We start from the raw sequence: 19,664 nt of genomic DNA on the forward strand, positions 1-19,664 counted from the left end.
AGTGCCAACGTTTCCACCCCCCGAGGACGGCCGCTCAGCTAGGGCGCTTCGGGGAAGTGGCAGGCCGCCAGGTGGGTGGGCGAGGTCTGCGGCAGCATCGGCGGTTCCTCGGCGGCGCAGATGTCCTGGGCCTTCCAGCACCGGGTGCGGAAGCGGCAGCCGGACGGCGGGTTCAACGGGCTCGGCACGTCGCCGGTGAGCATGATCCGCTGCCGGCGCCGCTCCACGACCGGGTCCGGGATCGGAACCGCCGACAGCAGCGCCTGGGTGTACGGGTGCCGCGACTCGGTGTAGATCTCCTCCCGGCGCCCGGTCTCGACGATCTTGCCGAGGTACATCACCGCCACCCGGTCGGAGATGTGGCGCACCACGGACAGGTTGTGCGCGATGAACAGGTACGCCACCCCGAGCCGCTCGCGCAGCTCGGCCAGCAGGTTCACCACGCCGGCCTGCACCGACACGTCCAGCGCGGACACCGGCTCGTCGAGCACCACCAGCCGGGGCCCGAGCGCCAACGCCCTGGCGATGCCGATGCGCTGGCGCTGGCCGCCGGAGAACTCGTGCGGGTAGCGGTTGCGGTGCTCCGGGTTCAGCCCGACGGTCTCCAGCAGGTCGTCGACCTTCGCCTGGGCGTCGCCCTCGTCAGGGTGGTGGATCGCGAACGGCTCGGCGACGATCTGGTTCACCGTCCAGCGCGGGTTCAGCGAGGCGTACGGGTCCTGGAAGACGATCTGGATCTCCCGGCGCAGCGCACGCATCCGGCGCGACGACGCCGTGGTCAGCTCCTCGCCGCCGAACCGCACCGAACCCGAGGTCGGCTCGTGCAGCCGCAGCAGACACCGCCCGACGGTGGACTTGCCGCAACCGGACTCGCCGACCAGACCAAGGGTCTCCCCCGGCCGCAGGTCCATGGAGACCCCGGCCACCGCCCGTACCTGCCCCACCGTCCTCGGGATGATCCCGCCGCCGCGCACCGGGAAGTCCTTCACCAGGTCGCGGACCGACAGCAATGGCTCGGTCGCCACCGCCACGTCGTCCGGCGCAACTCCGGTCACTGCTCCTCCACCAGGTCGGCCGCCGGGTCCTCGTGCAGCCCGATCTCGGCGTGCGAGAACATCCGCCGGGCGGACTGGTCGCCGCTCAGCTCGGACCACCGGTGGCAGCGCGTCGCGTGTGCCTCCGCCGCGGCGCCGATGGTGACCAGCTCCGGCTCGGACTCCCGGCACTGCTCGGCCACCAGCGGGCAGCGCGGCCCGAACGTGCAGCCGGGCGGCAGGTGCAGCGGTGACGGCGGCGCCCCGTGGATCGGGGTGAGCGGGCGGCCGATCAGCTCCGGGTGCGGCACCGAACCGAGCAGCCCGACGGTGTAGGGCATCCGAGGGTGCGCGAACAACTCCTCCACCCCGGCTGCCTCCACCACGGTGCCGCCGTACATCACCTGCACCCGGTCCGCCACGCCGGCCACCACGCCGAGGTCGTGCGTGATCAGCATGATGGCGGCGCCGACATCGGTGGAGATCTTGACCAGGGTCTCCAGGATCTGGGCCTGCACGGTCACGTCCAGCGCCGTGGTGGGTTCGTCGGCGATGATCAGCTCGGGCTCGTTGATGATCGCCATCGCAATCATGGCCCGCTGCCGCATACCGCCGGAGAACTCATGCGGATACTGCTTGGCGCGGCGGTCCGGCTGTGGGATGCCGACCGCCTCGAGCGCCTCGACGGCCTTGGCCCGCGCCTGCTTGCCCGGCACCCGGTGGTGCGCCTGATACGCCTCGGCCAGCTGCCAGCCCACCGTGTACACCGGGTTCAGCGAGGTCATCGGATCCTGGAAGATCATCGAGATCCGGCTCCCGCGCAGCGCGCGCAGGGCCTCCGGGGCGGCCCCGACCAGCTCTTGGCCTCCGAACCTGATCGACCCGTGCACCCGGGCGTTGCGTGGCAGCAGCCCCATCATCGCCGCCGCGGTCACCGACTTGCCGCAGCCGGACTCGCCGACGATGCCGAGCACCTCGCCGGGCGCCAGCTCGAACGTCACCCCGCGTACCGCGCGGACCAGGCCGTCGTCGGTGCCGAACTCCACCGAGAGGTCCTCCACCGCCAGCAACGGCTGTGCCTTCTCCCTCACGGGCTTCTCGCTCACGGACTGCTCGCTCACGCCCGGTGCCGGTTGCTCGGTCATGCCCGGACCTTCCGTTGCCGGGGGTCGAACGCGTCCCGGAGCCCGTCTCCTATGAAGTTCACCGAGAGGGAGATCAACACGATGAACACGAACGGAAACCAGAACAGCCAGGGCAGCGTGGCCAGCTCGTTCTTGTTCTCGTTGATCAGCAGCCCGAGCGAGGCGTCCGGGCGGTGCACCCCGAGGCCGATGAAGGACAGCGCGGACTCCAGCAGCACCGCCTGGGCCACCGTCACGGTCGCGTTGACGATGATCACGTCGATCGTGTTCGGCAGGATGTGCCGGGCCACGATCCGCCAGGTGGACGCGCCGAGCGCCCGAGCCGCCTCGACGAACTCCTTCTCCCGCAGCGAGAGCACCATGCCGCGCATCGTCCGGGCGATCGGGAACCACGAGGTGAACAGCGCCAGGATCAGCGCCACGGTAAGCCAGTTGCTCGAGTTCTGTGCGGACGGCGCGAGGGTGAAGGTGTGCCGCGCCAACACGGCGGTGACCACCAGCGCCGGGATGCACAGCATCAGGTCGATCACCCGGCCGATCACCCCGTCCACCCAGCCGCGCAAGTAGCCGGCCATCGCGCCGAGCACGACCCCGAGCACGGTGGCCACCAGCGCGACGACCAGCGCGATCTGCAGGGACAGCCGGGTGCCGGAGATCACCGAAGCGAGCATGTCGTGCCCGATCCGGTCGGTGCCGAACGGGTGCCCGGAGCTCGGAGCGACCTTCGCCGCGCCTCCGGCACCAAGGTCCTGGGTCCACAGCAGCGGGCCGACGAACGCGAACAGCAACAGCAGCACGAACATCGCCAGGCCGGCCACCGCCGCCCGGTGCCGGAGGAACCGGCGCAGCACGGTGCGCCACTGCGCGCGCGCCTCGACCTCGGCGAAGCCGGCGGCTGTGCTGGGAGGTGAGCTGAGGTCAACCAAGGCGAATCCTCGGGTCTAGGTAGGCGTAGACCAGGTCTGCGATCAGGTTGGCGCCGATGATCACGATTGCGGTGACCATCATCCAGCCCTGCACCATCCAGGGTTCCCGCTTGGTGATCGCATCCACGATGAGCGCGCCCATGCCGCGCCAGCCGAACACCGTCTCGGTGATCACCGCGCCGCCGACCAGCAGGCTCAGGTCGAGCGCGAACACGGTCACCACCGGGATCAGACCGTTGCGCAGCGCGTGCCGGATCACCACCCGCGCCGAGCTGAGCCCCTTCGCGCGCGCGGTGCGCACGTAGTCGGCGTTCAGCGCGTCCAGCATGGAGGCCCGCTGGTACCGGCTGAACAGTGCGAACTGGATCGCGATCAGCGACAGCACCGGCAGTACGTAGGCCCCGGTGTACTGGTAGATCAGGTGCCCGAACCCACCACCGAAGCCGCTCTGCGGTGGCCCGGCGGTAATGATCCAGCGGCCCAGGCCGAGGTTCTCCAGCCAGTTGTTGAGCTGGATCCCGCCGAACTTGAGGATCACCGCCACACAGAACAACGGCATGGAGAACATCACGAACGCCACCCCGGTGGCCCCGTAGTCGAACAGCGAGTACTGCCGCACCGCACCGAGCGCTCCGACCGCCATGCCGATCAGCAGCGCAAGCAGCTCCGCGACGATCACCAGATTCAACGTCACGCCCAGCGCGCGACCGATCTCGCCGCGCACCGCGAGAGTGCCGCTGCCGGGGGTGATCGTGGTGCCCCAGTCACCCGTGACGAACCCCTCCGCCCAGTCGATGTAGCGCTGCTCCGGTGAGCGGTCCCAGCCGATCCGGTGGTACTCCGAGGCGACCTCCGCCGGGCTGCGCGGGCGCAGTGACTTCCACTCCGACAGCGGGTCGCCCATCGCGGTGGTCAGCGCGAAGGTCAGGATCGACGCGACGATCAGCAGCGGGATCGCGACGAGCACCCGCCGGACGATGTAGCGCAGCATCTACAGCGATTTCGTCCAGGCGAACACGTTCCACAACGCGCCGCCGGTACTCAGATAGCTGATCGGCGAGTAGGACCGGTCCGCGCAGGCGAAGTCGGGCAGCTGGAACAGCGGCAGGCTGTGCATGTCCTTGGCCATGATGTCGTCGGCCTGGTTGAAGGTGGCGAGGCGCTGGGTGAAGTCCAGCTGGGTGTTCGCCTTGCTCAGCAGGTCGTCGACCTGCGGGTTGCTGTAGTTGTTGTAGTTCGCCACGCCACCCTTGGCCTTGCTGGTGTAGTTCGGCGTGAGGGTCGACTTGATCGAGGAGCCCACCCAGGCGAACAGCGCGGCGTCGAAGTCGCCGGCCGGCAGCTGCTGGTCGTTGAACGCCTCGTTGCCCGCGTCGATCATCTCGATGCCGGCCGGCTTGCAGCTGGCCTGCATCAGCTGGACCGTCTGGCCACGCCGGTCCACCAGCTTGTGCCCGACCCGGAAGCTGGCCCGCTGGCCGCCCTTGGCGTAGATGCCGTCCGGGCCGAGCGCCCAGCCGGCGTCCTCCATCAGCTTCTTGGCCCCGGCCACATCACCGGTACCCACCCCGGGGTAGTGGTCCTGGTAGCCGGCCTCGTTCGGGTTGATCAGGAAGGCACCCAAGGGCTTGGCGTTCGGGTCGACGCTCTTGACCAGCTTGTCCACGATGTCCTGCCGGTTCACACAGTCGGCGACCGCGTGGCGCAGCTCCGGGTGGTCGCGGAACAGCGGCCGGCCCATGTTGAAGTCCAGGTGCTCGTAGGTCTGGCCGCCTCGGGCGAACACGCTGAAGTCGCCGCCGGCGCGCACCTGCTCGGCGACCGTCGAGTCGGCCTGCGGTGCGATGACCTGAACCTCCTTGTTCAGCAGCTGCTGAACCATGGCCTGCGAGTCGGTCACCGCGGTGGTGGTGATCTTGGCGGGCCCACCCGGGTTGCCCCACCACTTGGGGTTGCGCACCAGCACGGCCCGCTGGTTGCGGGTGGCGCTCTGCAGGATGTACGGCCCGGCGGACAGGTCGTTCGTGGCGTCGAAGTCGCCCCAGCTCTTGGTGAAGAACTGTGCGGCCTTCTGCACCTCCGGGGTGTCCCGGTCCAGCGGGAGCTTGGTGATGTCCGGGATGCCGGTGCGCTGCTCCAGGATGTGCGCCGGCAGCAGCTGCCCGCCGGAGAGCCACGCCTGCGACCACAGGCCCCGGTAGTCGGCGAGCGGGGTGCCGAAGGTGACCGTCACCGTCTTGCCGTCCGGGGAGCACTCGAACTTGGAGATCTGGCTGTAGCCGGTTGGCGAGGAGTCGAAGGCCTGCGAGCCGCCGCTGGCTTTGGCCGGGCTCACCGCGGCCAGGTAGAGCAGGTACATGTCCTTGCAGCCGACCGGGGCGCCGTCCGACCAGACCGCGTCCGGTCGCCACTTCCACTCGACCACCTGCGGACTGGTGGACTTCACGGTCACCGACTCCATGTAGTCCTTGTCGACCTTGAGGCTGAAGTCGCTGTCCACGAAGTACGGCGAGGGCGAGAACAGCTCACTGAAGTACTGGTTCGCCTGGCTGTTCGCGGCGCCGGTGTTGTTGTTGTAGTCCTGGAACGACTCGTCCAGTGAGACCGAGACTTCGCCGATGTCCGGCACCTTCGGCCGGGTGTACGGCTGATCGGCGCCGCCGATCGTGCCCGGGTTGAGGGTCTGTTGCTGGTCGACGTCGCCGCCCCCGCCACCGGCGCTGCCGGGCCCGGCGGAGCAGGCCGCCAGGCTCAGCGCCGCGACCGCCGCCAACGCAAGGCCCCGGAGGGCCGTACCAGCTCTGGACCTGGACAGCGCCGACCTGGACAGCGCTGCTCCGCGCAGTACCCCGGTGCTCGTTCCCCGCATACCCGCAACCTTCCGTGCTGCCCGTCGCGCCACATGTTCGGCGGCGCAATGCTTACCTCGGTGGGGCCGCGACCCCATGCCATCGCCACCCCTGTGGGTGTGGCGGATGGCGCATTGTTGTCGCGCACAACATATTGGGAGGGACGTTAGGGATGACTTGCCAACTTGTCACGACCTGGCGCCGGTCGTGATCCATTGGTAACAACCAGTACTGACCATTTCGGCGTAGCCAGGCCAAACCCGGGCGCCCGGCGTATCAGTACTATCTCAGCGCCGCATTCAAGCTGGGCCGGCGCGCGGCCGACTGATGAGTTGGAGCGTTGGGGCGTTAGTTGGCCGGCTGCCAGCTCGGCGCCGTCACGAACGGGCCGGTGGTGAGCTGACCGGGCCCGATGTGCCCGGTCAGCTGGTCCCCCTTCGGGGTGGTGACCAGCGTGGTGACCGCCTGGAAGAGCGGGATCGCCGGCAGCTGCTGCCACAGCACGGACTCGATGGCCGCCTCGGCCGCCGCGGGGGCCAGCGCACCGCCCAGGGTGGCGTCCAGCACCGGCTGCAGGGTGGCGAGGCAGAACCCGGTGGAGTTGCGCGCCGGCTGGGCGACCCCGGCCATCCCTGGCGGGCAGCCGTAGTTCGACGACGCCGTGCTCGCCAGGTCGGCGCCGACCGCCCTGGGCATCACGGTCAGGTCCACCACCACGCCGACCGGTGTCGGTGGGGCGGCCGGCGGCGCGGAGCTGGACGCCGTCGGACTGGCGGACGGGCCGGCGCCAGGTGCCTGGCCCGGCGCCGGCGCGCTCGCGGTGGCTACCGGCTGGCCCTCGGCGGGCGGCGCGGCCGCGGGGTGCGCCGCGGCGGGGGCAGCCCGGGGCGTGAGCGGAGCGGGGGCGGGCGGCACAGCCGCGGGGTGCGCCGGCGCGGCCGCCGGGAGCCCGGGACCGCCGTGCGTGCCGTGGCCGGGTCGGACCACCCCGGGCGGACCGGGCGGCAGCGGCGGCCCGGTCAGCGGGCCGGGGCTGGGACTCGGGCTGGCGCTCGCGCTGGCGGCCAGGCTGGGCGGCGTCGGCACCACGGTCGGGTCGGTGAACAGCGCGGTGCCGGGCGCGGTGACCAGCTGGGCGTCCACCCCTGCCGCGTTGAGCTCCTTGACCACCTCCTGCGCGATGGCCAGGAACCGGGGGCGGTCGGCCGGGACTCCGACGGTCACCCGCAGCGGCGCGCCGTGCAGTGTCCAGCGGCCCTGCGCACCGCGCTGGTAGCCGGCCGAGGTGAGCAGCTGGTTGGCCAGCCCGGCATCCGGGTGGATCGGCGCACCGGCCGGCGCGGTGGAGTGGTAGCCGGGCTGGGACGGGGCGTACAGCTGGGCGTCGTCCCGGACCCCGCCGACCCCGTTCGAGGTGCCGACCGCGATCAGCGCATCCCGGTTGAGCAGCGCGCCGACCGCCTGCCGCAGCCGTACGTCGGTCAGCACCCCCTGGTCGGTCCGCATGCCCAGCTGCACGACCATCGGCTGCGCCACCGGCTGGATCCGCACCCGTGACCCCAGCTGGGCCACCGCGCTCAGGGTCGGCTGGTCCGGCCACAGGTGGGCCACCGGCAGCTCGCCGGTACGCAGCCCGTCCAGCAGGCCGGTCGGGTCGATCCGGCGGATCAACAAGGTGTCCAGCACCGGCGGGTTGACCCAGTAGTGGTCGTTGCGGGCCAACACCAGCTGGCCCCTGGCCCGGTCCAGCGCGGTCACCTGGAACGGGCCGCCGGAGACCGGGATGCTGTCGCTCAGCGCGGTGCCGAAGCCCCGTGGCGCGTCCTTGAGCAGGTGCGCCGGCAGCAGGTTGTTGAACAGCCGCTGCCACGCCGGGTAGTTCTGCGCGAACACCACATCGACGGCCTTGCCGCCGGCCCGCGAGCGCACGTCGGTGATCAACCGGTAGCCGGCGGCGTCCACCACACCCGGGTCGGCGCGCATCCGCTGCCACAGGTAGACGAAGTCCTCGGCGGCGATCGGTGCGTTGTCCGACCAGGACGCGCCCAGGTTGAGCTCGTAGCTGACCGTGAACGGCGCGGTCGCGGTGACCTTCGCGCTGGTCGCCACCGTGGTGTCGAGCTGCGGGTCACCGCCGGGGCCAGGGCGGAACACCGACGGCAGCACCAGCGAGGCCACCTCGGTGGACACCGGCGACAGGTCGGAGATGAGGTGCGGGTTGAACCCGGTGCCCAGGTCGTCCACGGCGACCGTCAGCTGCTTGCCGAGGTCCGGACCGACCGGGTTGGCCGGCGGCGGGGGCGGCGCGACCGGCTGGGCCTGCGGCGGCAGCGCGGTCGAACACCCGGCGAGGAGTGCCAGCGCGGTGAGGAGCGGCATCACGAGCAGCAGCCACCGCGGCGCGAGACCAGCTCGTGGCACCGAAAGACCTCCTCAAACCGCGGAAGGTCATCCTCCCAAAGCACTCGACCGCCCCGGCGAGGGGTGCTCGCTGGGGCGGTCGGGGTGGCTGGTGCGGTGGCCGACCCGCTGGTCGGTGTCCTGTCAGAAGGGCCCTGCCGGGACGGACTACTGGGCGGCCTTGCTCCGGGACCTCGAGCGCGCCCGCAGGTGCGAGTCCAGCTCGACCTTGCGCACCCGGACCGACTCCGGGGTGACCTCGACGCACTCGTCCGGCGCGCAGAACTCCAGCGCCTGCTCCAGGTTGAGCACGGTCGGCGGGGTGAGCCGCTCCAGCTCGTCACCGGTCGAGCTGCGCACGTTGGTGAGCTTCTTCTCCCTGGTGATGTTGACGTCCAGGTCGTCGCTGCGGGTGTGCTCGCCGATCACCATGCCGTTGTAGACCAGCGTGGTGGGCGCGACGAACATGGTGCCTCGGTCGGCCAGCTGCATGAGGGCGTAGGTGGTCACCGGGCCGGAGCGGTCCGAGACCAGCGACCCGGTGCGCCGGGTGCGCAGCTCGCCGACCCACGGCCGGTAGCCGTCGAACACGTGGTTCATGATCCCCGAGCCTCGGGTCTGGGTCAGGAACTCGGTCCGGAAGCCGATCAGGCCCCGCGACGGAACCGTGTAGTCCAGCCGGACCCGCAGCTCGCCGTGGGTCATCTGGATCAGCTCGCCCTTGCGCGCGGCGAGCAGCTGGGTGATCACGCCGAGGTGCTCGGTGGGCACGTCGATGGACAGCCGCTCGTACGGCTCGTGCACCTTGCCGTCGACGACCTTGGTGACCACCTCGGGCTTGCCGACGGTGAGCTCGAAGCCCTCCCGGCGCATCTGCTCCACCAGGATGGCCAGCGCCAGCTCGCCACGGCCCTGGACCTCCCAGGCGTCCGGGCGCTCGGTCGGCAGCACCTTGATGCTGACGTTGCCGACCAGCTCGGCGTCCAGCCGGTTGCGCACCAGCCGCGCGGTGAGCTTGGCCCCGGGGTGCGGGTCACGGCCGGCCAGCGGCGAGGTGTTGGTGCCGATGGTGACCGAGATGGCCGGCTGGTCCACCTCGATGCGCGGCAGCGGCAGCGGGTTGTCCAGGTCGCAGAGCGTGTCGCCGATCATCAGCTCCGGGATGCCCGCCACGGCCACGATGTCGCCGGCGTCGGCGGACTCGGCGGGCACCCGGGTCAGCGCCTCGGTGCGGAGCAGCTCGGTGATCTTGACGTTCTGGACGGTGCCGTCCTCACGGCACCAGGACACCGTCTGGCCGCGGTGCAGCCGCCCGGCGCGGATCCGGCAGAGCCCGATCCGGCCCAGGTAGGTGCTCGCATCCAGGTTGGTGACGTGCGCCTGCAGCGGGGCGTCGGAGTCGTCGACCGGCGCCGGCACGGCCTTGATCAGCACCTCGAACAGCGCCGTCAGGTCTTCCGCGTCCGGCACGGTGCCGTCCACCGGGCGCTCCCGGCTGGCCTTGCCGGCCCGGGCGCTCGCGTAGACCACCGGCAGGTCGAGCAGGCCGGAGGTGACCTCTTCGCCCAGCTCCAGCTCGTCGGCCAGCTCCAGCAGCAGCTCGAGCGACTCGTCGACCACCTCGGCACAGCGGGCGTCGGCGCGGTCGGTCTTGTTGACCACCAGGACGACCGGCAGGTGCGAGGTGAGTGCCTTGCGCAGCACGAACCGGGTCTGCGGCAGCGGGCCCTCACTGGCGTCCACCAGCAGCAGCACGCCGTCGACCATGGCGAGCCCGCGCTCCACCTCGCCGCCGAAGTCGGCGTGGCCGGGGGTGTCGATGACGTTGATCGTCATGTCCCGCCAGCTGACCGCGGTGTTCTTGGCCAGGATCGTGATGCCCTTCTCACGCTCCAGGTCGCCCGAGTCCATGACCCGGTCCTGCGGCTCGCTGCGCTCGCCGAACGCGCCGGACTGGCGCAGCATCGCGTCGACGAGGGTGGTCTTGCCGTGGTCCACGTGCGCCACGATGGCCACGTTGCGCAGGTCGGTGCGCAGTGCGGCACTAGGACGATCCAAAGCCTGGGTGGGCACGCGGGTACTCCTGAGAGTCAAGGGGCGGTATCTCAAGGATACCTCGGGTCGGCCGGTCGCCGACTACGACGCTGGTCACGCCCAGCGCGGGTTTAGCGCAGCAGACGGGCCAGTTCTGGTAGCAGGATACGGTCCGCATCCAGCCAGTTGAGCCGGGGCAGCTCTGCCCCGCTCACCCAGCGCAGCCCGGCGTGCTCCACCGCGCGCGGCTCAGGTGAGCCGTTCGACACAGTTGCCGCGTAGATCCGCAGTACCGAGCCGCTCGATCCGGGCAACTCTACGTCACCGCCGATTCGGTCCAACACCGTTATCAACGCGCCGAGCTCCTCCCGGCATTCCCTGCGCAGCGCGGCCGCCTCCGACTCGCCCCGCTCCACCCGGCCGCCGGGCAGCTCCCAGCGCCCGGCCAGCTCGGCGGGCGTGGCCCTGCGCTGCGCCAGCAGCCGGCCGTCCCGCACGATCGCCGCGCCGACCACGACCCGCGCCGGGCCGTTCTGGCTCACCGGGTCACGTCGGGTCGGCCGGTGGCGCGGCCGACGGCCAACGCGCCTCCACCCGGGCGCCGCCATCCGGGCTCGCGGCCATCCGCACCACACCGCCCCGCCCGCTCACCAGCGCCATGACCAGCGCCAGTCCCAGCCCGGCGCCGCCGCTCACGCCGCCCCGGTCCGCCTCGAGGCGGGTGAACCGGTCGAACACCCGCCGCCGGTCCGCCTCCGGCACCCCCGGGCCGTCGTCGTCCACCACGAGCCGCACAGTCCGCCCCGCCGGCAGCACCGACACCCACACCCGGCTCGTGGCATAGCGCCGCGCGTTGGCCAGCAGGTTGTCCAGCACCAGTCCCACCTCGCCGGGTGAGGCGGCGGCCAGTACCCGGACCGGTGCGGTGAGCGTGATCGCCGGCGCCAGCGGCACCGGTGACCCGAGACCGTCCTCCGGGTCCAGGTCCCGGTCCAGATCTGGGTCCAGGTCGAGGTCCAGGTCGAGGTCCGGGTCGAGGTCCGGGTCGAGGTCCGGGTCAAGGTGCGGGTCGAGGTCCGGGTCAAGGTCGGGGTCCGAGTCCAGGTCCGGGTCCGGGTCCGGGTCCGTCGCCGGGAGCGAATCCGTCGAGGGACCCCTCGGCGGGCCCTCGGCCTCCACCGAGGAGAAGGCCTCGGCCTCGACCAGCTCGCCCCGGACCCGTCCGCCGCCGTGCGCCGACTGGCCCAGGAGCTCCGACCGGTGCCCGTTCTGGCTCGCCGCATGCTCGGCCTCGGCCGCGGCCACCTCCGCCGCCAGCTCGGCCCTGGCGATCGCCTTGCGGGCCTCGGCCACCATGTCCACCGGGGTTGCGGGCGGACGGGCGCCGGCGTCCGCGCGGGCCAGCGCGAGCAGGTCGGAGAGCAGCTCGGACAGCCGGGCGGCCTCGGTGGCCACCGAGCGCAGTGTCTCCTCGGCCAGCGCCGGGTCGGGGTGGAACACGGCGACCTCGGCCTGCGCCCGGATAGCCGCCACCGGCGAGCGCAGCTCGTGCGCCGCGTCACCGGTGAAGCGCGCCAGCCGGGCCGAGGCGTTGTCCCGGCGGGCCAACAGCTCGTTGATCTCCTCGGCCAGCGAGTGCAGCTCGTCCTTGGCCGGCGGCAGCGGCAGCCGCTCCCCCGGCGGCAGGCTGATCGCGGCGGCCCGCATCCGGTCCACCGGGCGCAGCGCCAGCCCGACCGCGGTCCAGGCCGCCAGCGCCACCCCGACCCCGGCGAGCAGGGCGGCAAGGCCGAGGCCGATCGCGCCCCGACGCAGCACCGAGGAGTAGCCGACCAGGTGGGCGGCGGCCAGAACCAGGCGCGGCGAGCCGTTCGGTGCGATGGCCACCACGCCGAGCCAGCGCGTCGGGCCTTCCGGTTCGTCCACGGTGATCGCGTCACCACTGGCCAGCCGGCGCACCAGCGCGGCGTCCAGCGGAAGCGGTGAGGAGCCGTCCAGCGGCCGCCCGGCCGTGTCGGTCACCCGGACCACGATGCGCTCGGACACACCGTCCACGGAGTCGTCAGCGGGCACTACGGAGTCCTCTGGCACACCCGCGGAGAGCTGACCGGTGGCGCTGGCGGCGACCCTGGCGAGCTCGACGTCCACAGCGCCGGTGATGGTGATGCCGACCAGCCCGGTGGCCAGCCAGGCCAACGCACCGATCGCGAACATGGCAACGCCGCCGACCGCGATCGTGATCCGAACCCGGAGACTTCGACGTGCCCACCAGCCGGCGAGAGCCGCCGGCGTGTTCACCCCGAGGCTCCCACCCGGTAACCGTGGCCGCGCACAGTGCGCAGCAGATGTCCGGCGCCCACAGCCTGCAGTTTACGGCGCAGGTAGCCGACGTAAACCTCGACGGCGTTGCGGCTCGCCGCCTGCTCGCCGCCCCACGCCAGCCGCAGCAGCTCGTCCTTGCTCAGCACCGTGTCCGGCCGGCTGGCCAGCGCGTAGAGCACCGCGAACTCCCGGGGGCTCAGCTCCACCGGGCGGCCGGACCAGCTCACCTGCTTGGTCGCCGGGTCCACCATCAGCTCACCGAGGCGCAGCCGCCGCCCGGACTGGCCGCGCTCGGCCTCCCTGCGGCGCAGCAGTGCCCGCACCTGGGCCACCAGCACCATGAAGGAGAACGGCTTGACCAGGTACCCGTCCGCACCGAGGTCGAGCCCGTCGGCCTGGTCGACCTCGCCGTCCTTGGCCGAGATCAGCAGTACCGGGGTGTCCACGCCTTCATTGCGCAGCTGCTCGAGCACCCGGTAGCCGGACAGGCCGGGGATGATGATGTCCAACAGGATCAGGTCGAAGCTGCCTGTCAACGCGGCACGCAAGGCGGTGGGGCCGTCGGCCGCCGTGACCACGTCCAAACCTTCGGCCGTGAGGCCACGGCCGAGGGCAGTACGCACCCCGGCCTCATCGTCGACCACCAGCACTCTAGGCATCAACTAAGACGCTACGCGGAGAAGCTCTCAACGAGATCACAATCTCTCAGGGCGTTCTCAGAGCACATGGTTCACCCTTGCCGCATGCAAACGGGCAGACTGGCGCTGGCGCTGTCGTGCGCCACCGCGGTCGCGCTCGTCGCGATAGTGGCGGTCGAGCTGGCGAACCCTGCCCCGGTATCGACACCCGGGGCGCTGCCGCCGGTGACCGCGGACCAGCTGATCGCCTCAATTTCCCAGGCCAACCCGGGTGCGCTCGCCGGCACCGTTGAGCTCGACTCCCGGCTGGGACTGCCCGGTCTCACCCAGTCCGGCGGCGGGGTGCGGACCGCCCGGCTGTGGTCCGACGATCACGGCCGGCGGCGGATGTCACTGCCCGAGCCGGACGGCGAGCGCACCCTCGTGGACGACGGCACGGACGTGTGGCTGTGGAACTCAGCCACACGATCGGTGATTCGCACCCCGTCCGGTCCGCCCGAGCCGAGGCCACAGCGGCTGCCCGCGATGCCGGAGCTGACCGAGCTCTCCGGGCTGCCGACCCTGCCCGCGCTGGGCACCAACCCGTTCCGCCAGGCCCGGGGCGGCACCCGGAGGGCTCAGGTCGGCGGGATGGACGGCGGGATGATGGGAAGCCCGGTGGATGTGGCGGTCGCGGTTCTTGCGATGCTGCGACGGGACAGCACGGTGCGGGTCGACCCGACCGCGATGGTGGCCGACCGGGCGGCCTACCAACTGGTACTCGATCCGGTCCCGACCGAACGGACGCTGCTGCGTGAGGTCCGGGTCGCGGTGGATGGGCAGACCCGGCTGCCGCTGGAGGTGTCAGTGCTGGCGAACGGCTCCACCGAGCCCGCGCTGCGGATCGGCTTCAGCGAGATCAGCTTCGGCGCGCAGGACCCCGCCCTGTTCGCCTTCACCCCGGCTCCCGGGGTGCAGGTCCAGCGGATGGCGCCCCGGCCGGCCGACCCGGCTCAGATCCAACCTTCGGCTGGCGCGGCGAACCCGAGCGACCCGAGTGCTGTCGGGCCGAGCGCTGTCGGACCGAGCGCTGTCGGACCGAGCGCTGTCGGACCGAGCGCTGTCGGACCGAGCGCGGTTGACGGCACGAGCGCGGTTGACGGCACGGACCTGGGCGGCTCGGCATTGATCGGGCGGGGCTGGGACACCGTGCTGCTGAGCAGGGTGCGCCCCGCGACCAGGCTGACCGGCGCCGCCAGCGGACCGGGCGCGGGCAACCGACCCCGGCAGACCGGCGCGGTGGATCTGCTGCGGCGGATCAGCAGCCCGATCAGCGGCCCGTGGGGCCAGGGGCGGCTGGTCAGTACACCGATCGGCAACACGGTGATCACCACGGACGGACGGCTGGCGACCGGCGCGGTGCCGGCCCAGGTGCTCACCGAGGCGCTGACCCGATGAGCAGGCCCGATCAGGCCGGCAGCACGATCGTCGCCCGGGGCGGCGACCCGGCACACAGCGAACCGACGGCACTGCCCGGCCCGCCGGACCGGCTGCCGACACCACCGGCGGCCCGGGTCCGCGCGCTGCGCAAGGTGTACCGGCGGACCGTGGCGCTGGACGCGGTGGACCTGGACGTACCCACCGGCTCGGTACTCGGCCTGCTCGGCCCGAACGGCTCCGGCAAGACCACGATGCTGCGGCTGCTGCTCGGGCTGTCCCGGCCGACCGGGGGCAGTGTGGAGCTGCTCGGACAGCCGATGCCGGCGGGCGCGGCGCGAGCACTGCCGCACGTCGGCGCGCTGGTGGAGGGCCCAGGCTTCGTGCCCTTCCTGTCCGGGCGGGACAACCTGGCCCGCTACGCGGCGGCCGAACCGCTGCTGGCCACCGCCGCCATCGCGGAGTCGGTCGGCGCGGCGCTGTCCCGGGTGGGGCTGGGTGGCGCGGCCGGCGGCGACCGCCCGTACCGCGCCTACTCGCTCGGCATGAAGCACCGCCTCGGGTTGGCCGCGGTACTGCTGGCGCCGCGCAAACTCGTCGTGCTGGACGAGCCGACGAACGGGCTGGACCCGGCCGGCACCCGGGACGTCCGGCGGCTGATCTCCGAGCTGCACGCCGCCGGCAGCACCGTGCTGCTGTCCTCGCACCTGCTCAGCGAGGTCGAGGAGACCTGCACCCACGTGGCGGTGCTGGCCGCCGGCGCGGTGGTCGCCACCGGCGAGCTGGCCGAGCTGCTCGAGGCCGACGGCCCGGCGCTGCAGATCCACACCAGCCAGCCGAACGCCGCACTGGCCGCCCTGCGCACCGCGCGCATCCCCGGCTACACCGAGCGCGGCCTGGTGATCGCCGACCTGGCCGAGACGCCGCCGGAGCTGGTGCTCAGCACCCTGGTGCAGGCCGGCGTGCCGGTCGCCGAGGCCCGCCGCAGGCGCACCGGGCTGGAGGAGCTGTTCGTCCAGCTCACCGAGGAGAATGCGTGACCGAGCCGGCTCAGGCCACCGTGGCAGGGCGGACGCGGTCGGCGAGCGTCCGCGGGGAGCCCGGGTGACCGCCCCCGCGGAGCGGGCCAGCCGCCGCTCGGGTCGCCGGCGCGGCGGTTCGGCCAGCGGTGGGGCGGCCAGCGGTGGGGCGGCCAGCGGTGGGGCGGCGGCCGCGCCGCTGTTGCGGCTGCTGCGCACCGAGTTGCGCACCGAGCTGCGCCGACCCCGGACGCTGGTGACCCTCGGGGTGCTCGCGCTGGTCCCGCTGCTGATCGCGATCGGGGTGACCACCCTCGGCTCGGCCGGCGATGCGCTGTCCGGCGCGCCGGGGCCAGGGCCGGGGCTGATCGCGGCGGTGACCGCGAACGGACTGATGCTGCCGGTCACCGCGCTGCGGGTGGCGCTGATCCTGCTGCTGCCGCTCGGCATCTGTATCGCGGCGGCCGACGCGCTGGCCGGTGAGGCGGCGCACGGCACCCTGCGCGGGCTGCTGCTGGCCCCGGTGAGTCGGCCCAGGCTGGTGGGGATCAAGGCCTTCGGAGTGCTCACGGTTGCGGTGCTGGAGGTCGCGGCGGTCACCGTGGTCGGGCTGTTGGCCGGGGTGTGCATCGTCGGCGGTGGGGGAACGATGCTCACCCTGTCCGGCACGTCGGTCGGCCTCGGTTCCGCGCTGGCCAGGGTGGCGCTGGCCGCCGGCTGGACGCTGCTGCAGATCGCCGCCGTCGGCGCGGTGGCACTGGCCGTCTCCGCGCTGACCGACCACCCGCTGGTGGTGCTGGCCACCGTGCTCGGCGGGGCACTCGTGTTCGGCGTGCTCGACGCGATCCCGTCCCTGAACTGGCTGCGCCCGGTAATGCTGACCAGCGGCTGGTCCTCGCTCGTCGACCTGCTGCGCGATCCGGTGCCGACCGACGGGCTGGTGCACAGCACGCTGGTCGGGGCCGGCTACCTGGTGGTCGGCCTGGCGGTCGCGGTGGCCGCCACCCGGCGCCGCGAGTCCTGACCACCGAGCCTCCGCTGTCCGCCGCACCCCCCGTTCCTTGCCGCAGCTTCCGCTGCGCGCCGCATCCCCCGTTCCTCGATGCGGTTTTCATGGTCAACTCAACACAGTTCTGGTTCGATCATGGTCCGCGGGCGACTCAGGTTGAACTCGGCGGCCGGCCGGTGCAACAAGTGCCTCGGCGAACGGCGCCCGGATGCGGGACCATGCCCCCATGGCTGATCTGCTCGACGACACCGCCGTCACCGAGGCACTGCGGGAGCTGCCCGACTGGGAGCGGGACGGCGACACCCTGGTCCGGACCGCCAAGCTGCCCAGCTTCCCGGCCGCCATCGCGGTGGTGGACCGGGTGGCCGAACTGGCCGAACGTGCCGACCACCACCCGGATATCGACATCCGCTGGCGCACTCTCACGTTCCGCTGCTCGACCCACTCCGCCGGTGGCATCACCGCGCTCGACGTGCGACTGGCCGGCGAGATATCGGACTGCATCCAGGCGGCCAGCGACTAGCGCCCTGACACTAGGACCCCGCCGGCGGCCCCCACGCGACACACCCAGATGGCCGAACTCACGACACCGTCCGTAGCAGTGCGTCCAAGTTAGACCGAATGCAGCCTGGTGAGTGTCACCTGGAAGACTAACCTGGCCAAGTTATTGATTACACTAAGTAGTCAAGAAGGCGGCCTTGTTGAACCGGCCAACTGGAGCACGCTGGCTCCCCCATCAGGCCGCTCGCGGGGCGACCGATCGCGACGATCGCGACGGCCACGGCGAGGCCGCCGACGCTCCGACGACCGACCGGGCGGCGGGCCTCGTGGCGTCGCGGTTGTCCGCGCTCCGTGTCCCGTACCGTCGCTCGCGACCGTCGCACGCCGCCCGCAACGGCCGGCCCACCCACGCGGTGCCACACCGCGGCACCCGCACCCACCGGCTCCGCCGCGGCGCCGGGTCGCGGCCGCCGGCCAGGGTCGCCGCGCTGCGTTGGGGCGCCCTGACCGCGACCCTCGGCACCGGTGCCGCACTGCGCGCGGTGGCGCTCTACGACACCCCGGAACCAACTGACCGGGAAGCCGCGCTGGTCACCGGGGTGGTGACACTGAGCCGGACCGGAGCCTGGATCGGCAGCCAGCTCGGCGCGCTGCCGGTCAAGCTGATGTCGCTGGCCACCCCGCAGTTCGCCGCGATCACCTCGGGCACCGGCGCGTGGCGGCGGGCCCCCAGCGCGCTCGGCGCCGTGCGGGAGAGCGGCCCGCTGCTCTGGGTGCTGGCCGGGCTGCTGGTCTGGGCGCTGGCCGGCCGGGTCGGGGCCGGTTGGCGTTGGTCTGTCGTCGCGGTCGCGCTGTTGGCGTTGTGCCCGGTAGCGATCGGGACGGCCCGGGTCGCGGCACCGGAGAGCCTGGCGCTGCTCTGGTCGCTGGCCGCGCTGGTGCTGGCGACCGGCATCCCCCGGGTCGGCCACGCGGCGCTGCGGGTGGACCTCGCGATCACCGGTTACCTGACGGTGGCGATCCTCACGGCGCCGGTCGCGATCGCATTGCTGCCCTCGGTACTGCTGCTCAGCGCCCGCCAGGGCGACCCGAGGCGCCCCGCGTTGCTGACCGGTGCCGTGCTCACCGCGGTCGGGTTGGGTACCGCGGCACTGGCCAGCGGGTTGGCCGTGACGACCGGGCCGGCCGACTGGTTCGGGCCGAGCGGCACGGCCGAGTGGTTCGCGCCGGGCTGGCTGGGCCGCGACCCGGTCACCCCGGTCGTAGCGCTGGTCGTGGCGCTGGCCGCGCTGCGGTCGCACCGGCAGCGGCCACTGGCCGTCGGGGTGCTCGGGGTCGCGGTGCTGGCGCCGGTACTGGATGCCTCGGCGGCGCTGGCCGTCCCGCTGGCGGCGGTGCTGGCCGTCGCGGTGGCCCGGGAGCGGCTGGACCGGATCCACGAGCGCGGGGCCACCACGACGGCCAGCACCCGCCCGAGCTGGCTGGACCGGTGGCGGCCCCGCCCGAGCTGGCTGGACCGGTGGCGGCCCCGCCTGCCCAAGCTCGCGCCGGCCGGGCTGACCGGCCTGTTCGCACTGGTCTGGGCGGCCAACCTCGCGCAGCTGCCGAAGGCGACCACGCCGCCGCCCACCACCTGGGCGAGAGCGTGGCTGCGGGACAACGTGCCGAACCCGGGGCAGGTCCGCACCGATCCCCGCAGCCGGGTGGCGCTGATATCCGGCACCGACGTCTGGCCGACCATCAACGGCGCGGCGGACTGCCAGCGCCCGCCCCCGCCCGCCACCTGTGCCGACCAGGACTGGTGGGTGACCACCCCGTCGGAGCCAACACCGCCGGCCGCCGTCCTGATCGCCGAGTTCGGCCCGACCGACGCACCGGACCGGATCGAGGTACGCACCACCGCGGCGATGGGGTCCGACCCGGCCCGCGAGCTGGACGCCCGCCGTGCCGCCGGCGCCGCGCTGGCCACCTCACCGCAGCTCCGCGCCGATCCGGAGGTCACCGCCGAGCTGCGCGCCGGCCGGGTCGACCCCGCCGCGATGTCCGCACTGGGCGCGCTGCTGTCCATCCAGCGGTTGCGGCTGGTGGCCCTGCCGCCGATACCTGGCGAGGCCGCCGACCGGCCGCTGCGCCAACTGCTGCTCACCCCGGACGGCCCGCCGCCGGACGGCGTTCCGGCGGCCGATGCGCAGCGCCACATCGTCGCCTTCTTCGAGGCCCAGCTGGGCCCGTTCCGCCCGTACGCCGTGACGGTGACCCCGTCCGGCGTGCTCGTCCGCTATCCGCCGCTGGCCCCGCCGGACCTGCTCGAGGCATTCCTCGCCCGCTGACCGAGGCCAGCACAGCACACCGAACGCACCGCACCGCACCA

The 19,664-nt window shown here is 72.6% G+C and carries 15 protein-coding genes; 5 read left to right on the top strand and 10 right to left on the bottom strand.

Annotated features, from left to right (window positions below; genetic code table 11):
- Window positions 1–38 precede the first annotated feature (38 nt).
- The 10 genes from ACTXG6_RS00170 to ACTXG6_RS00215 form a co-directional block, all read right to left on the bottom strand.
- Window positions 39–1,055, bottom strand: coding sequence for an ABC transporter ATP-binding protein (locus ACTXG6_RS00170; protein ID WP_445185707.1), 1,017 nt, complete (start codon window positions 1,053–1,055; stop codon window positions 39–41).
- Window positions 1,052–2,179, bottom strand: coding sequence for an ABC transporter ATP-binding protein (locus tag ACTXG6_RS00175; protein WP_445185708.1), 1,128 nt, complete (start codon window positions 2,177–2,179; stop codon window positions 1,052–1,054). The genes ACTXG6_RS00170 and ACTXG6_RS00175 overlap by 4 nt, the downstream gene beginning before the upstream one ends.
- The gene (locus tag ACTXG6_RS00180) at window positions 2,176–3,105 is read right to left on the bottom strand and encodes an ABC transporter permease (RefSeq protein WP_445185709.1); all 930 of its coding nucleotides are present in this window, start codon (window positions 3,103–3,105) and stop codon (window positions 2,176–2,178) included. The genes ACTXG6_RS00175 and ACTXG6_RS00180 overlap by 4 nt, the downstream gene beginning before the upstream one ends.
- Window positions 3,098–4,096 carry an ABC transporter permease gene (locus tag ACTXG6_RS00185; protein WP_445185710.1) on the bottom strand — a complete coding sequence of 333 codons (999 nt, stop codon included), beginning with the start codon at window positions 4,094–4,096 and terminating at the stop codon, window positions 3,098–3,100. Before ACTXG6_RS00185 ends, ACTXG6_RS00180 begins: the two co-directional genes overlap by 8 nt.
- Complete coding sequence (locus ACTXG6_RS00190; RefSeq protein WP_445185711.1) at window positions 4,097–5,974, bottom strand: ABC transporter family substrate-binding protein; 1,878 nt, start codon at window positions 5,972–5,974, stop codon at window positions 4,097–4,099.
- 328 nt (window positions 5,975–6,302) lie between these two features.
- On the bottom strand, window positions 6,303–8,375 hold the full coding sequence (locus ACTXG6_RS00195; protein ID WP_445185712.1) for an ABC transporter family substrate-binding protein: 2,073 nt from the start codon (window positions 8,373–8,375) through the stop codon (window positions 6,303–6,305).
- Window positions 8,376–8,522: 147 nt separating this feature from the next.
- Window positions 8,523–10,427 carry a translational GTPase TypA gene (typA, locus tag ACTXG6_RS00200; protein ID WP_445185713.1) on the bottom strand — a complete coding sequence of 635 codons (1,905 nt, stop codon included), beginning with the start codon at window positions 10,425–10,427 and terminating at the stop codon, window positions 8,523–8,525.
- Window positions 10,428–10,519: 92 nt separating this feature from the next.
- Window positions 10,520–10,930, bottom strand: coding sequence for a (deoxy)nucleoside triphosphate pyrophosphohydrolase (locus ACTXG6_RS00205; protein ID WP_445185714.1), 411 nt, complete (start codon window positions 10,928–10,930; stop codon window positions 10,520–10,522).
- A 4-nt stretch (window positions 10,931–10,934) separates the two neighbouring features.
- Window positions 10,935–12,686 carry an ATP-binding protein gene (locus ACTXG6_RS00210; RefSeq protein ID WP_445185715.1) on the bottom strand — a complete coding sequence of 584 codons (1,752 nt, stop codon included), beginning with the start codon at window positions 12,684–12,686 and terminating at the stop codon, window positions 10,935–10,937.
- A complete protein-coding gene (locus ACTXG6_RS00215) occupies window positions 12,683–13,369 on the bottom strand; it encodes a response regulator transcription factor (protein ID WP_445185716.1) in 687 nt (228 codons plus the stop codon). Before ACTXG6_RS00215 ends, ACTXG6_RS00210 begins: the two co-directional genes overlap by 4 nt.
- An 84-nt stretch (window positions 13,370–13,453) precedes the next feature.
- Here ACTXG6_RS00215 and ACTXG6_RS00220 point away from each other — a divergent pair, with 84 nt between their 5' ends.
- The 5 genes from ACTXG6_RS00220 to ACTXG6_RS00240 all read left to right on the top strand — a co-directional run bounded on the left by ACTXG6_RS00220 (window position 13,454) and on the right by ACTXG6_RS00240 (window position 19,623).
- Window positions 13,454–14,785, top strand: coding sequence for a hypothetical protein (locus ACTXG6_RS00220; RefSeq protein ID WP_445185717.1), 1,332 nt, complete (start codon window positions 13,454–13,456; stop codon window positions 14,783–14,785).
- Complete coding sequence (locus ACTXG6_RS00225; protein ID WP_445185718.1) at window positions 14,782–15,804, top strand: ABC transporter ATP-binding protein; 1,023 nt, start codon at window positions 14,782–14,784, stop codon at window positions 15,802–15,804. Before ACTXG6_RS00220 ends, ACTXG6_RS00225 begins: the two co-directional genes overlap by 4 nt.
- 64 nt (window positions 15,805–15,868) lie before the next feature.
- A complete protein-coding gene (locus ACTXG6_RS00230) occupies window positions 15,869–16,807 on the top strand; it encodes an ABC transporter permease (RefSeq protein ID WP_445185719.1) in 939 nt (312 codons plus the stop codon).
- Window positions 16,808–17,018: 211 nt separating this feature from the next.
- Complete coding sequence (locus ACTXG6_RS00235) at window positions 17,019–17,315, top strand: 4a-hydroxytetrahydrobiopterin dehydratase (RefSeq protein ID WP_445185720.1); 297 nt, start codon at window positions 17,019–17,021, stop codon at window positions 17,313–17,315.
- A gap of 316 nt (window positions 17,316–17,631) precedes the next feature.
- Window positions 17,632–19,623 carry a hypothetical protein gene (locus ACTXG6_RS00240; RefSeq protein ID WP_445185721.1) on the top strand — a complete coding sequence of 664 codons (1,992 nt, stop codon included), beginning with the start codon at window positions 17,632–17,634 and terminating at the stop codon, window positions 19,621–19,623.
- Window positions 19,624–19,664 lie beyond the last annotated feature (41 nt).

This window comes from Pseudonocardia sp. Cha107L01, assembly GCF_052566575.1.